General features: G+C 70.9%; 10 protein-coding genes and 1 tRNA gene. 4 read left to right on the forward strand and 7 right to left on the reverse strand.

Annotation, left to right across the window (positions count from 1 at the left end; all coding sequences use genetic code 11):
* Window positions 1-49: 49 nt before the first annotated feature.
* The 3 genes from ACZ6TU_RS24985 to ACZ6TU_RS24995 all read right to left on the reverse strand — a co-directional run bounded on the left by ACZ6TU_RS24985 (window position 50) and on the right by ACZ6TU_RS24995 (window position 5114).
* Window positions 50-122: transfer RNA gene (locus ACZ6TU_RS24985), tRNA-Arg, on the reverse strand.
* 416 nt (window positions 123-538) lie between these two features.
* Complete coding sequence (locus tag ACZ6TU_RS24990; protein WP_469551116.1) at window positions 539-1195, reverse strand: hypothetical protein; 657 nt, start codon at window positions 1193-1195, stop codon at window positions 539-541.
* A 178-nt stretch (window positions 1196-1373) separates the two neighbouring features.
* Window positions 1374-5114, reverse strand: a complete 3741-nt coding sequence (locus ACZ6TU_RS24995) for an nSTAND1 domain-containing NTPase (protein ID WP_469551118.1) — start codon at window positions 5112-5114, stop codon at window positions 1374-1376.
* Window positions 5115-5358: 244 nt separating this feature from the next.
* On the opposite strand from ACZ6TU_RS24995, the gene ACZ6TU_RS25000 reads away from it, so the two are divergent.
* The gene (locus ACZ6TU_RS25000; protein WP_469551121.1) at window positions 5359-6285 is read left to right on the forward strand and encodes a ribosome-inactivating family protein; all 927 of its coding nucleotides are present in this window, start codon (window positions 5359-5361) and stop codon (window positions 6283-6285) included.
* 491 nt (window positions 6286-6776) lie between these two features.
* Here ACZ6TU_RS25000 and ACZ6TU_RS25005 read toward each other — a convergent pair whose 3' ends face one another.
* Window positions 6777-8492, reverse strand: a complete 1716-nt coding sequence (locus ACZ6TU_RS25005) for an IclR family transcriptional regulator domain-containing protein (protein ID WP_469551125.1) — start codon at window positions 8490-8492, stop codon at window positions 6777-6779.
* A gap of 143 nt (window positions 8493-8635) precedes the next feature.
* On the reverse strand, window positions 8636-9952 hold the full coding sequence (locus tag ACZ6TU_RS25010; protein ID WP_467673121.1) for a M6 family metalloprotease domain-containing protein: 1317 nt from the start codon (window positions 9950-9952) through the stop codon (window positions 8636-8638).
* Window positions 9953-10246: 294 nt separating this feature from the next.
* On the opposite strand from ACZ6TU_RS25010, the gene ACZ6TU_RS25015 reads away from it, so the two are divergent.
* Complete coding sequence (locus ACZ6TU_RS25015; protein ID WP_467673123.1) at window positions 10247-10891, forward strand: TetR/AcrR family transcriptional regulator; 645 nt, start codon at window positions 10247-10249, stop codon at window positions 10889-10891.
* 182 nt (window positions 10892-11073) lie between these two features.
* Complete coding sequence (locus ACZ6TU_RS25020; RefSeq protein ID WP_467673125.1) at window positions 11074-12621, forward strand: MFS transporter; 1548 nt, start codon at window positions 11074-11076, stop codon at window positions 12619-12621.
* An 89-nt stretch (window positions 12622-12710) separates the two neighbouring features.
* Here the strand turns inward: ACZ6TU_RS25020 and ACZ6TU_RS25025 are convergent, their stop codons facing one another.
* Window positions 12711-13244, reverse strand: coding sequence for a MarR family winged helix-turn-helix transcriptional regulator (locus ACZ6TU_RS25025; RefSeq protein WP_467673127.1), 534 nt, complete (start codon window positions 13242-13244; stop codon window positions 12711-12713).
* 90 nt (window positions 13245-13334) lie between these two features.
* Here ACZ6TU_RS25025 and ACZ6TU_RS25030 point away from each other — a divergent pair, with 90 nt between their 5' ends.
* Complete coding sequence (locus tag ACZ6TU_RS25030) at window positions 13335-14120, forward strand: dioxygenase family protein (protein ID WP_467673129.1); 786 nt, start codon at window positions 13335-13337, stop codon at window positions 14118-14120.
* A 9-nt stretch (window positions 14121-14129) separates the two neighbouring features.
* Here ACZ6TU_RS25030 and ACZ6TU_RS25035 read toward each other — a convergent pair whose 3' ends face one another.
* Entirely contained in the window at window positions 14130-14651 is a 522-nt protein-coding gene (locus tag ACZ6TU_RS25035) for a GNAT family N-acetyltransferase (protein WP_469551130.1), read from the reverse strand.
* Between the last annotated feature and the right edge of the window lie 163 nt (window positions 14652-14814).

The raw sequence follows: 14814 nt of genomic DNA on the forward strand, positions 1-14814 counted from the left end.
GAAGGGCCAGCCCGGGAGGAAACCCTTCCTGAGCTGGCCCTTCTCTCTGTGCCCCCGGCAGGATTCGAACCTGCGACACCCGCTTTAGGAGAGCGGTGCTCTATCCCCTGAGCTACGAAGGCGGGACTTGTGCGAAACCTTGCACGGAACTCGGTGAAGTGTCCGTGGCCAGGTCTGTCTGTCAAGCCCTGAGCGTCCTGGAGGTGACCGCTGTGGCGTGGACAGGCTGGGCCTGTTGACATGCCGCAGCGCCCGCCGAGGCGCTCGATCCACAGGGTACCGGATCGGGACTCGGGCGGGCGCTGGTGTTGGTGGGTCGGCGGTGGGGTGCTCAGGCGGTGGGGCTCAGCAAGGTGACCCCTCTTCGGGCGAGGACGAAACCGAGGGTGAGGAGCAGGCGCCCGTTCCACTGTGAGGCGTCGAGCTGGGAGCGGTCCGACTCGGCGTCGCTGCGGTAGGGGTAGACGAGCCGGTGGGTGCGGGTGTGCTCGGGGACTGCTGGAGGTGCTCGGGGATGTGAATCACGGATCCGGCCGGGTCAGCACTTCCAGGTCGCCCAGTACCACTTGCCCTTCATCGAGCCGTCCGAGTTCATCACCGGCGTCGCGATCCGGACACCCGTGGAGCCCTTGCCGGGGTAGTACCAGAAGTAGTGGTCGTGCTTGCGCTTGCCGTAGTGGACCTCCAGCCACCCCTGGGATTTCCGCCAGTACGGCGCGAACCAGTACCCGCCCGCCATATGGGGCGGGATGACGCCCTTGAGCGTGGTGCCGGCGCTGGTGGTCCTGCCGACCTCCCACTTCTCAGTCTGCGACAGGCTGGCGGACATGCCCCCTTCGAGCACGTCCGAGAAGCCGGCCTTGACCTCCACCTTCGTCTCCTGCTGGAAGGAGTACGAGGTGCTGCGGTCGGTCCTGAAGGCGAGGTCGAAGCCCAGGTCCCTGCTGCCCGCGCAGTTGTACACCGGGTTGCCGACCTGACGCCGCTTGCCCAGCTGGGTCCACGCGTTGACCTCGTGGTACTGGCACAGGTTGGCCTTGCCGTTGTTGCAGCCCCAGATCACGTCGGGTTTGTCGTCGCCCCAGCCAGGGCTGGTGTTGGCGCTGGCCGTGCCCGTGGAGAGGGGAATCAGCGCCAGGGCGAGGGCCGATGTCAGCACGGCCGTCCGGCGGCGGCCGGTCTTCCGGATCTTCATGGGTGGTTCTCCCGTCGGATTCCTCGACCCGCTGGTCGGGTCGGCCACTGCCCCGGCCGAGGGGGGAGTCGGACCGGGGCAGCGACGGGTCGATCGTCAGGGCTCGGGGGGTTGATCGGCCAGCCTTTCCATCAGGTCAATCAATCGCCTCTGACCAGGGAAATCAATGCCGGACGGGTCAGTCGTCGCACACCTCGCGATACGGCACGTCACGCGCGTACGTCTGCCACTGCGCCCGAGTGAGGTCGCCGCCGCCCGCTCGCGCGCACACCGACTCGACGGCCTTCGACGGGTGGATCGTGTAGCGCTGGAGGGGTACGTGCGCGCTCCCCGCGTACACCGTGGAGCTGTCCTTGGCGAACGCCACCGTGTCGATCGACTCGCCCGGTGTCGTCAGCGGACCGCCGAGCGGCTGCTGCGTGGCGATGTCCCACAGCTGGAGAGTCCCCGCCTCGCCGCCCGCCGCCAGCGTGCTGCCGTCAGGGCTGACGGCGAGGGCGCTGACGGCCTCCGAGGTGTCGCCGAGGAGTGAGTCGGAGATGCCCTCCGGGAGTGTGGGGAAGACGCTCGGCAGGACTCCCGCCCGCTGTCGCAGCGTCCCGTCCCACAGCGCCACCCGGCCCGTCTGGTCCCCCGCCGCCAGCCGCGAACCGTCGGGGGAGAAGGCGAGGGCGCCGAGCTCTTCGCCCTGGACGAGGTCCTGTCCGGCGACCTTGCCGCCGGGCAGGGCCGCCGAACGGTTGTCGCCGACCAGGAGCCCGCCGTCGGGGCGGACGGCGAGGTGGTGGCTGGACAGCGCCGGGAGGACCGCCGTCCTGCGGTGGTGCGCGGTGTCCCAGACCTCGTTGCTCAGCGTGCCTTCGGCCAGGGTGCGGGCGGCGTGGAGCGTGCGGGCGTCCGGGCCCAGGGCGAGCGTGATCACCGCTCCGGCCGGCCCGCCCGGCGCCAGATCCAGCGTCGTGCGGGCCCGTCCCCGCGTGACGTCCCAGATCGTGATCCGCTGCGCGGACGCCTCGCTGCCCGGGGCCGAGACACCGTACGCGAGCGACGTGCCGTCGGGGCCGAAGGCCAGCAGGGCAAGGGTCTGCTCGGCGTCCACCGGCCGGGAAGGGTCGCGGGAGACGGGGAGCGGCGGGGACGGCAGCGTCCGCAGCAGCCGCCCGTCGCGGGTGTCGCGCAGTTCGAAGCCGTAGCGGTCGCCGGTGCGCCGGGCGGTGGCGACGGTACGGCCGTCCGGGCTGATCAGCACCCTGTCCAGTGGCCGGTCCTGCCAGGGGGAGGTCACGGCCGTCGCGACGTCCAGCGAGTGCACCGTGCCGCCCTCCAGATACCGCAGCACCGGGTGCGCCGGGTCCCAGGCCAGAGCGCCGTACAGATGCTGGTTGTTGAGGGAGTGCCGGAACACCGGGGCGTCGGCGCCCAGCCGCCACACCCTGAGCTCCTCCCCGTCGGCGGTCGCCAGGAAGTTCCCGTCCTTGCTGAAGGCGGCCAGCTTCACCCCCGCGTCGTGCAGGTCGGCCAGCTGCCGCCCCGTCCGGACGTCGAAGACGCGCACGCGGGTGCCGTTCACGGCGGCGAGCCGCTTCCCGTCGCCGAGCACCAGCTGTGCCCGCTCGTCGCCGCAGACCTCGCCGCCATGCTCCCAGCGCCCGGGCACCGTGCGCCCGCTTCGCAGGTCCCGCACCCGCAGCCCGTCACCGGCATGACAGAACGCGACCAGTCGGCCGTCCGCGCTGGGGACCACGGTCGCCGACTGCGTCTCGAACAGCAGCCTGCCGTCCGCGTTCGAACGCACCTGCACCCGGAAGTCGTCCGCGTCGCTCACGGTGTAGCTGCTCCCGGCGAAGTCCACGAGGGACGACGCCGGAAGCCGGTCACCGCTCCACCGTCCGACGGCCGTGTCCCACAGCCGTACGCCGTCGTCCGCGTGGACCGCCAGCAGCCGGCCGTCCGGACTCGCCCCGAGCACCAGCCCGCCCACCGGCAACCGTCCCGAGGCGATCCGCCGGTGCCGTGCCACGTCCCAGGTCCGCCAGGTACGGCCCTCGACGCTGAGCAACGTGCGACCCGAGTCCGTCAGGTAGCGGGAGGCGCTGTCGCCCGGCGCGTGATCGCTGAAGGTGTCCAGTTCCGGCTGGCCAAGTGAGCCCAGCAGGGCCCGCCGGGTCTCCGGCAGGCGGGCCACCCGCCACGCGGCGACGCCCAGGAGCTGCGCGACGCGAGGTTCGGTCGTGCGCAGGGCGTCCGCGACGTCGGCGATCCGGCGGGCCACGTCGTCGGTGCGCCGGTGCTGGTTGTCCCGGCGCTGTGTCCAGGCGGCCAGACCGGCGACCAGCGCCACCACGAGGACGGCCGACAGCACGCCCACCGCGGCCCGTGCCCGGCGTGTGGAGCGGGCGGCGGCCCGTGCTTCCGCATCGCGGACGTCGAGCGTGGCGGTGAGGAACGCCCGTTCCGCCGCGGTCAGTGCGGGGTCCCGCTCGTGGTCGGGAAACAGCTCCTCCGCGCGGGCCAGCCGGGTGCCCCGGTACAGGGCGCCGGGGTCGCGGTCGTGCTCCAGCCACGTGCGGGCGGCGTCGGTCAGCTTCCGGTGGTGGCGCAGCCGCTCGCGGTCCTCCTCGATCCAGCCGTGCAGCCGGGGCCAGGAGGTGAGCAGGGCCTCGTGGGTGAGGTGGACGGCTTCCTCGTCGACGGTCAGCAGGCGGGCGCCGGACAGCCGCTCCACCACCGGCGGCACGTCGGGGTCCCCCCACTCCTCCAGTTCGGACCGGGAGAGCGGGCGGCGGGTGTCGGGGGTGCCCTGTCCGGGTTCGACGAGCCGCAGCAGCAGGCGGCGGGCGGTGTGGGCCTGTGCCGCCGACAGCTGCCCGAACACCTCCTCGGCGCTGGCCGCGATCGCACCGCGCACTCCACCGACCGCCTCGTACGCGGTCAGCGTCAGCATCCTGCCCTTGCGGCGGCGCCAGGTCTCCAGCAGGGCGTGCGACAGCATCGGCAGTCCGCCGGGCTCGTCGAGCACCTCCTCGACGAGCCGCGCGGTCAGCTCCCGCTCGACCAGGAGCCCGACCGCCTGTGCGGGCTTGACCACCGCCTCCCGCAGCTCGTCCGCGGTCATCGGGCCGACCAGCAGGCCGGCGCCGCGCAGGGCGTCCGCCAGGTCGCGGTGCTCGGCGCAGCGGGCGTAGAAGTCGGCGCGTACGGCGATGAGCACCCGGAGTCGGTTGTCCGGCTTCCGGGCGGCCAGCAGCAGGTCGATGAAGCGCGCCCGCTCCTCCCGGTCCCGGCAGAGGGTGAAGACCTCCTCGAACTGGTCCACCACCACCCAGCTCTCCGGCTCGTCCTGCGCCGGGGCCAGCAGGTGGCCGTACTCGGAGGCGGGCCGGGGCCCCGGGGTGAGGATCCGCAGGACTGCCGGGGAGCCCAGCTCCAGGATCTTCTCCCTCAGGCGGGGGATGAGTCCGGCCCGCAGCAGCGAGGACTTCCCGCTGCCGGACGCGCCGAACACCACCGCGAAACGGTGCTCGCACACCAGCTCCTGCAACTCCTCCACCAGCCGGTCCCGGCCGAAGAACAGCGCCCGGTCGCCGGGCTCGAACCGCGCCAGTCCGCGATACGGCGGCACCGCGTCCTCGTCGTCCTCGCGCGCGGTGCCCGCAGCCTCCGCCTGAGCCGCCTTCCACCGGGACTCCCACTCGGCCGGGTCTCCTCCACAGGCCCGCACATACCCCTGGACGACGGCGAGCGACGGCAGCCGTTCGCCGGCCGCGGCCTGGGACAACGTCGTGGCCGAGAACCCCGCCGTCCTGGCCATGGCCCGGTAGGACGGGCCACCGGCCGTCCGGCGCAGCTCCCGGAGCTCGTGCGCGAGCCGCGGCACGGGGCCGGCCGTCGGGTCCAGCGGTCTTTCCGGGCGCCCCATGCGCATACCTCCGTACAGCCAGGCGAAAGCGACATTGAGCGTGATGAACACACAAGACGCCCGACAACGCCCAGGTTGCCCACGGGTGGCGTGCAGGTGTTGCGGCATGTGAAGTCAATCAATCCCCTTTCGCCCACAGGATTGATTGACCTGACAAAAGGGACGTGCCAATCAAGGTTCCGGTTGCGAACGTCGGTGGGGAAAGGCCGGTATCCGGCACACCCAGCACGGGGAGAACAGCGCAATGTCCCGATTTCAGGTCCTCCGCAGGCTTCGTACCTCGGCCGTCGTGCCGGCAGCACTCGTCGGCGCCCTGGCCGTCACCGGCATGAGCGGACTCACCGAGACGCACCACACATCGTTCGGGCACGAGGCCCAACTGGTCAGCGACTCCACACCGACCGAGGGCATGAGCTACGACATGACGACCGGCGTCCACTCGGACCTGGCCCGCCGGTACGACGCCCTCATCAACGACATCCGCAGACGGCTCGGGGGCACCCGGCTCTACGGCAACATCATTCTCACCCGGAACCGGGACGACTACTTCCCGGTCACCCTGGCCATGGGCCGCAGCCAGGTCACCCTGATCTTCAACGCGAAGAACCTGTACATCGTCGGCTGGCGCAACCACCAAACGAACACGTACTACCGGCTGGGCCACGGGCCCGAGACCTTCGCCGAGGCCAGGGTGCGCAATCTGAACTGGCTCAACTACAACAACATGGAGGGGGCCGCAGGCAACATCAGCCGGGGCAGCCTGGGCATCTCTCTGCGCACCATCCAGGGCGCGATCAGCGACCTGGACGGCCGGCACTACACGGCGGCCGGCCGGGACCAGGCACGGGCCCTGCTGATCCTCACCCAGGCCCTCGCGGAAGGTGCCCGCGCCGACTTCATCTCCTATCGCGTCAGCCAGGCGATCAGGGGCGGCCACAGTTACTACCCCGGAGAGTCGTCGACGATCAGCAGCAACGGGTCGAACTCGGGCGGAAGCATGATCGACGTGACGGGCCTGGACTTCGAGAACGACTGGAGCGACCTCTCCAGGGCCGCCCAGAACGCGCTCCACAACCACGCCGCCCCCCGTTTCCGCATCGGGAACGGTTACCTCACGACGCTGTCGGCCATCGACGCCCAGCTGGCCGTGGCCCTCCACCACAAGTTCTGAGGCCACCGCGATGAGCAACCCCCGGCGGGATGCTTCCCCATCCCGCCGGGGCACCAAAGGAAGTCGTCACCTGCTGATCACTCCGGACATCGCCCCCTGCGGCCGTCTTGCCCTGGTGCCAGGACCGGCCGCTCACCAGTCCTGGTGCCTGCGCACTACAGGCCGACCCGGGCCGGGGCGGGCTTGACCGGGAGTGTGGTGACCTGAGCTGCAGCCGGGCTGTCCTGCCGTCGGCGGCGGGCGGCGGACCGCCTGCGACGAGAGTCCGGCAATGGCCGGCTCGGCGCCCCCTGAGAGGCGCCGGAGCGGAGGAAAGCGACAGTCGTGGAGCGGAAGGCTCAACCGTGGCGCTGTGCGGCCAAGAGGCGTGGGCGGGGGGAGAGAGAGGCTTCCACGAAGGCGGTGGCATCGGACGCAAGCAGCGGCGTGCCTGTGGTCTGGGAGGACCACAGGCGTCAGCGTACCGGATACGGGTCGGGTGGGTGTGGGGGTCAGGTCAGGGGAACGTGGGTGAAGCGGCCGGCGGTGTGGAGGTCCGACTCGATGCGGGTGGCTGTCGACGTCAGATCGGGGAGCAGGTCCGTTACGCACTCCCGCGGGGTGTGGCGGCTCGCGTGCATCGCCGTGTTCAGGGCGGCCACCACCCTTCCGGACCGGTCGCGGATCGGGACCGCGACGGAGCGGAGGCCCTCTTCCAGTTCCTCGTCGACCAGGGCGTAGCCCTGGGAGTGGACCGAGGCCAGGGTGCGGGAGCGGGACGGTGTCTGTTCGTCACCGAGCCGTCCGTGGTCCCTGTGTGTGTCCGCCAGCAGGACTCGTCCCAGTGCCGTCGCGTATGCCGGCCGGCGCGTGCCCACCGTGATGTTCACGCTCATCACCCGGCCCGTCGACACCTTGGCCGTGTACTGGATCTCCTTGCCCGAGTCCGAAAGCACCGCCAGCGACGTCGACTCGTGGATGCGGGACGCCAGGTCGGACAGGTGGGGCTGGGCGATCTCGGGGAGGGACCTGCGGGAGAGGGGTGGGAAGCCCAGGGAGAGGACCCGGGGGGTCAGGGTGAAGGTACGGGGGCTCGGGGTGGTCACCAGGTCCAGGTGTTCGTAGGTGATCAGTGCGCGGCGGGCCGTCGCCCGGGCCAGGCCCGTCGCCTGTGCCACCTCCGTGAGGGTCAGCTCCGGCCTGCCCTCGCCGAACGCCGTGAGGACCGTCAGGCCCCGGGCCAGGGATTCGATGAAGTCGCGGCCCAGCCGCTGCTTGGACGCGCCCGTCCAGAGCGCCAGGTTCGAGGGGGGCGGGCCGGGCTCCGGGGGTGGCGTGCGGCGCAGTTCGCGTTCCATCTCCGTCACCGCCGAGCGCAACCTCGGCAGCAGGGTCGTGCGCAGGTGGTGTGCTGTGTGCCGGCTCGTGTGGCTGACCACGCTCGCCACACAGGTGATCCTTCGGCGGTCTCCCGTGTGTGGAGACCGGACAGGTACCGAGACCGCCACCAGGCCCGGTTCGATCAGCTGGTCGTCCAGGGCCCAGCCGTTCGCTGCCGCCTCTTCCGTGCGGTTGACGAAGGCCTCGTCGTCTCGCTCGTCCGCTCCGTACTTGCGCGGCGGTACGGCCGTGAAAGACAGGTCCCTCGGGTCCGAAGCCCTGCGGTCCCGCCAGTGTTGCCAGTCGGTGTCCGTCCACTCCGTCGCGAACAGCGGGCCCGGAGCGGTGCGTTCGGCGGGGAGCAGGTCGCCGATGCGGAAGCTCAGGGACATCGCGCGGCGGCGGGTCGCCTGGTGGATGAAGCGGATGCCGTCGCGGTCGGCGACCGCGAGGGAGACCGACTCGTCCAGTTCGTCGGCCAGGGCGTCGGCTCGGGCGGAGAGGAGGGCGGGGAGGCGCAGGGCGGAGAGGTAGGCGTTGCCCAGCTCCATCAGGCGGGGGGCCAGGTGCACGTCCCTGCCGTCCACGCGGACGTAGTCCATGCGGGCGAGCGTGGCCGTGATGCGGTCGACCGTGGAACGGGCCAGGCCGGTGGCCCGCTCCAGGGCGCTGAGGCTCAGCGTGCCGTCCGCCTCGGTCAGCTCCCGCAGGACCGCGATGCCGCGGATCAGCGGCGTGACCGCCTCGTCGGGTATCCCCGTCTTTCCGCCGGCCGGTGGGGTCGCCCCGGTCCCGCCGGCCCGTGGGGTCGCCCCCTCGCGGGCGTCGTTCGTGGGCTTCGCTGGCATCGGCTCTCCGGTACGGCGGTCGCGGCAGGCCTACCGTAAGGCGGCAGGCCTACCGTAATCCGGAATCGGCCCCATGGTTGTGTGCTGATCGCCCCGGTGCCGGCCGCGACCTCTTCCCCTCCCTCCTCCTCGCCGGCCGTTGCCTACCCCCGCGTCACCCGCACCCGGTAGTCCCCGGCCAGATCCGCCCCCGCCACCTTGATCACGACGCCCCTCCGCGGATCCCTGAACGTCTCCCCGGGCCCGAACGGCGCGTCGGACAGCTCCGCGTGGACGTTCGGCGCGCGCGTGCAGCCGCCGCTGTCGCGGAGGGAGTCGTAGACCGTGACCGGGCCCATGCCCGTGTCCACCTCGGCGTCGACCTTGTAGATCAGGACGCCCGGGCGGCACACCGACTCGTCGTTGCCGGCGCGGGTGCGCAGTTCGACGGCGTAGCCGGTTCTGCTGTCCAGGGGCACGACGACCAGCTTGGAGCCGCCCGCGCGGGCCAGCGGCGTCAGGGTGTACTCCGTGGTGCCGGGGCTCGCAGCGCAGTGCACCTGCGCGGCGTCCAGCCAGCCCAGCTTCCACTTGTGCCAGCCGAGGAGGTCGTTGTTGGCGCCCCAGTCCTCGCTCATGATGTCCCAGTGGCCGACCGCGCCCCCGCCCTCCGCGGTGTAGAGGTCGGGCAGGCCGAAGACGTGGCCGTTCTCGTGGGGGAGGACGCGGTAGCCGGTGCGGCCGTAGGACCCGGAGCCGTCGTCCTGGCGGGAGTAGACGAAGGAGGCGTTGGCCACGGGTATGCCGTCGGCCCTCGGGGCCTCGGGGTTGCCGGCGAAGGTGACCGAGAGGACGGTGTCGAGAGCGGAGGGGCCCGCGTTCGGGGTGATCAGTACGTTCAGCAGGTCGTACTCGCGGAAGTCCACCTTCGGGTCGGCCGCGGCCACGAGGTCCTGGACCAGCGTGCGGTAGCCGGGGTCGAAGGGGGAGCCGCGCTCTATGCCGTACTCGTGGAAGGACTTCGGCATCCGCAGCCACTCCGGGATCGGGGTCTCGGGGCGGTAGTCGAGGCGGCCGTAGGAACTGGTGCGGAACCAGTGCCGGGTCTGCGGGAAGAACTCCCGGTAGCGGTCCAGGGCTTTGCCCTCGCCGGGTGCGTCCGAGAAGTCGATCATCAGAGTGAGGGCGCGGACGGTGCCGGTGGAGCGGGCGTAGCCGTCGGTGGTGGGGATGCCCTCGGACATCTGGACCTCGCGGGCGCCGCGGATCATGCAGGGGGCGTGCGCGGAGGTGCGGGACAGGGAGATCGGGCCGGCTCCGGCCGTTGTGGCGCCCGGAGCGAGGTGGCCCGTGCCGGCCGAGGTGCTGACCGTGAAGGTCAGGGTGGTCACACAGACGAGAGCGGCGAGACGCCGCCCGGGTATCCGGCGGCCGGGCGGCCCCGAGCCGTCTGGCCGGTGTCGCAGGGGCTGCGGCTGCATGCAAGGGACCTGCAAGGGACCTCCCGCGCCACGGCAGCCTCCGGTCTCCGGCTGCGCCCTTGCGATCACCCTGTGTCACGGAGGGTGGGGGCGCGCGTTGGAGGAGACCGATCGTGGGTTTCCCGTCAGTAGCGGCAGCAGCGACCCCGTCGGTTTTGTGAGGCAGGTCACAAATCAAAGCCCCGGTTGGGGGAAATACCGGGGACCCAGTCCCCGTTTAGCCATGTGTCCGACTGAAACGGGGAGCGTCTCCCCGGATCGCATCACCACACCCAGACCACCCAGGAGTACGCCGTGCAGACCGCCACCCCCGCACCGCGCAAGGCGCCCCGGCCCCGTGCCGACGCCCTGCGCAACCGGGAGCGGATCGTCACCGCCGCCCGGGAGATGTTCGTCGAGCACGGCCCCGAGGTGCCGCTCGACGAGATCGCCCGTCGGGCCGGCGTGGGCAACGCCACGGTGTACCGCAACTTCCCGGACCGCGACGCGCTCGTGCGCGAGGTCGTCTGCTCCGTACTGGACCGTACGGGCGCGGCGGGCGAGCGCGCGCTCGCGGAGACCGGGGACGCGTTCGAGGCCCTGGAGCGCTTCGCGCACACCTCCGCCGACGAGCGGATCAGCGCGCTGTGTCCGATGGTCTTGAGCACGTTCGACAAGAACCACCCCGACCTGGAAGCGGCGCGCGAGCGCGTGGAGCGGATTCTCCAGGAGGTCATGGACCGCGCCAAGGCGGCCGGCCAGCTCCGCCCCGACGTCGGCGTCGGCGACCTGATGGTCGCCGTGGCCCAGCTCAGCCGGCCCCCGGCCGGTACGGCGTGCTTCAGCGCCGATTCCTTCGTACACCGTCATCTTCAGCTGTTCCTGGACGGACTGCGGGCCCCGGCCCGTTCCGCCCTGCCGGGCGCCGCAGTGACCATGGAGGACCTCCGTCAAGCCTGACCGATCAGTTCCGGGCGCCGCCCGAGTCACCACCTACATCTCTCACGGCCACACACAGCTCACGACCACATAGCTCACAGCCACACAGCTCACAGCCACACACAGCTCGCGATCACACCGGTCGCCGAGTCGTCCCTCAACGACGCCTTTTTCCGTCACCTTGTCCCGAAGTGGGTACCTCCATGTCTGAAACAGCCTCAAAGGCACTCGGCGCTCCGGCGGCCTCGCCGGACGCCGGCCGCTGGAAAGCGCTCGTCTTCATCGCGCTGGCCCAGCTGATGGTCGTCCTGGACGCCACCATCGTGAACATCGCCCTGCCCTCCGCCCAGCAGGACCTGGGCATCTCCGACGGCAACCGGCAGTGGGTCGTCACGGCCTACGCCCTCGCCTTCGGCGGTCTGCTCCTGTTCGGCGGCCGGATAGCCGACCTGTGGGGCCGCAAGAGGGCGTTCGTCCTCGGGCTGGGCGGCTTCGCCGTGGCTTCCGCGCTCGGCGGCGCGGCCACGAACGAGGCGATGATGTTCGGCGCCCGCGCTCTCCAGGGCGTCTTCGGAGCCCTGCTCGCGCCCGCCGCGCTCTCCCTGCTCGCCGTGATGTTCACCGACGCCAAGGAGCGCGCCAAGGCGTTCGGCATCTACGGCGCGATCGCCGGCGGCGGCGGTGCCGTCGGTCTGATCCTGGGCGGCTTCCTCACCGAGTACCTGGACTGGCGCTGGACGTTCTTCGTGAACATCCCGTTCGCCATCGTCGCCGCGGCCGGTGCGTACTTCGTCATCCGTGAGCCGGAGGGCGGCCGCAACCGCTCCCCGCTCGACATCCCGGGCGTCATCCTGTCCACCCTCGGCCTGGTCGCCCTCGTCTACGGCTTCACCCGCGCCGAGTCCGAGGGCTGGAGCGACTCCGTGACCGTCGGCATGTTCGTGGCCTCCGTCGTCCTGCTCGCGACCTTCGTGATCGTCGAGTCCAAGGTGAAGGCCCCGCTGCTGCCGCTGCGCGTGATCACCGAGCGCAACCGTGGTGGCATCTACCTGTCCCTCGGTCTCGCGATCATCGCGATGTTCGGCCTGTTCCTCTTCCTGACCTACTACCTCCAGATCGTGAAGGGGTACTCGCCGGTCAAGACCGGGTTCGCGTTCCTGCCGATGATCGCGGGCATGATCACGGGATCCACGCAGATCGGCACCCGCCTGATGACCCGGGTCGCACCGCGCCTGCTGATGGGCCCCGGCTTCCTGGTCGCCGCGCTCGGCATGCTGCTGCTGACCCGGCTGGAGATCGGCTCCTCGTACGCCGCCCTGCTGCTGCCGGCGATGCTGCTGCTCGGCCTCGGCATGGGTACGGCGTTCATGCCGGCCATGTCGCTGTCCACGCAGGGTGTGGAGCCGCGGGACGCCGGTGTCGCCTCCGCGATGGTCAACACCTCGCAGCAGGTGGGCGGCGCGATCGGTACGGCCCTGCTGAACACGATCGCCGCCTCGGCCACCACGTCCTACATCGCGGACCACATCGCCGGGGCCGGCAGCCGGTCCCAGCAGCAGCTGGTCCAGCTGGAGGGCATGGTCGAGGGCTACACGAGCGCCATCTGGTTCGCCGTCGGCATCCTCGTCGTGGCCGCCGCGATCGCCCTGACCTTCGTCAACGCCGGCCGCCCCGGCAGCGCCGCCGTGACCGGCTCCGGTTCCGGCGCGGATGTGGCGGACGAGGTGCAGGTCCCGGTCGTCGCCCACTGACGGCCGTACCCGGAAACACCCCTTCGGGCCCTCCGTAGGTACGAGGAAGGGGACGCCTCGTACCTACGGATTCCAGGACCTGCCCCGGCTCAGCGGAGCCAGGGCAGGTCCGCACCCGCTTCGGCCGGCTGGAGTCCCTCGGAGATGATCCGCATGATCTCGCCGAGGGACTTCTGCTGTTCCGGGGAGAGCCGGTCGAAGACCGCCTGGCGTACGGCCTCCACATGGCCCGGCGCGGTCTGCCGCAGCACCTCGTAGCCCTCGTTCGTCAGCACGGCGAACTGGCCCCGCTTGTCGTCGGGGCAGTCCTCACGGCACACCCAGCCGTTCTTCTCCAGGCGCGCGATGGCGTGCGAGAGGCGGGAGCGGGTGATCTTCGCCAGCATGGCGAGCTCCGTCATCCGCAGCCGCCGCCGCGGCGCCTCGGCGAGCTTGACCAGAAGGCCGTAGTACACGTGCGGCATGCCCGCGTCGCGCTGGAGCTGCCGGTCGAGGTGGTCGTCGAGGAGGGTGACGCCCTCCATGAACGAGCGCCATACGCGCTGCTCCTCATCGGTGAGCCAGCGCGGTTCCGGAGGCTCTGCCACGGAGCCTGGTGTCGGTGCGGATGCGGGTGCCTTCATGTCTTCCACTCTACGTGGCCCCTCCTTGAACTTTAAACAAATGCCCCGTACAGTTTTGTCAGGGAACCATGTTTCGGAAGGAGCCGCAGCATGTCAGCCGCCACCCAGGAGCGCATGCCCGCTCTGTACCTGAGTCACGGCGCCCCGCCGCTGGCGGACGACCCGGTCTGGCCCGGTGAACTGGCCGCCTGGTCGGCCGGACTGCCGCGACCCCGGGCGATCCTGATGGTCTCCGCCCACTGGGAGGAGGCCCCGCTCGCCATCGGCGCCACCGAGACCGTCCCGCTCGTCTACGACTTCTGGGGCTTCCCGGAGCACTACTACCGGGTGACCTACGAGGCCCCCGGCGCACCGGAGCTCGCCGAGTCGGTACGGAAGCTGCTGCGCGCCCCCGGCGTGCCCGTCCAGGACGTCCCCGACCGCGGCCTCGACCACGGGGCGTACGTCCCGCTGGTCGAGATGTACCCGGAAGCCGACATCCCGGTCCTCCAGGTCTCCATGCCGACGCTCGACCCGGTCCGGCTCATGGAGATCGGCCGCAGGCTCGCCCCCTTGCGGGACGAGGGCGTGCTCATCGTCGGCTCCGGCTTCTTCACCCACAACCTGGCCGCGCTCCGGCAGGGCGGCATCCCCGCCTGGTCCGCGGAGTTCGACGACTGGGGCCGGCGGGCGCTGGAGGCGCGTGACGTGGACGCCCTGCTCGACTTCACCCGCAAGTCACCCGCGGGGCAGCTCGCCCACCCGCGCACCGAGCACTTCGCCCCGCTGTTCGTGACCATGGGCGCGGCCGACGAGGCCGGCGAGCTGGACGCGCACAAGTCGGTGATCGACGGCTTCTGGATGGGGCTGGCGAAACGGTCGGTGCAGTTCGGCTGAGGCCGGGCCCTACACGAGGTCCTTCTCGTACCAGGCCACGTCCCAGTAGCGGCCGAACTTGCGGCCGACCTCCCGGTAGGTGCCGACGTACCGGAAGCCGAAGCGCTCGTGCAGCCGGGCCGACGCCTCGTTCGGCTGCGCGATGCCCGCGTACGCGCGGTGCAGGTCCTCGCCGGACAGGGCCTCGAAGAGGGCCTTGTAGAGGAGGGTGCCGACGCCGCGGCGGCCGGCGTGCGGGGCGACGTACACCGTCGTCTCCACGGAGGTCGCGTAGGCGGGCTTCGCCCGGAAAGGGCTGGATGTGGCGTAGCCCAGAATCTCCTGTGAGTTCGGGTCCACGGCAACCATCAGGCGGTAGGGGCCGTCTTCAGGGTGGGAGAGCAGCCAAGGGCGGCGCTCTTCCGGAGTGAAGATCGCGGTATCGAATGTGATCGCCGTCTCACATACGTAGTGGTTGTAGAGGGCCGTGAGGGCCTCGAGGTCATCCTCGACTCCCGGCCTGACCTGCACCTCTGTAGGATCCGACGGCATCTCGCCTCCTCGCATGGCCGGACAGGGTACTGCATGATCAGAAAAATCGGGGGTCCGGTTGGGAATTCTGTCCTGATTCCAGTCGTTGTTTCCATCGGATGCAGGGCACCCGAGGAGAGTCCGGAGAGTCCCGGAGACGGAGTCCAGCGTCCGAAGGACCACC

This window comes from Streptomyces sp. NPDC052064, assembly GCF_055585925.1.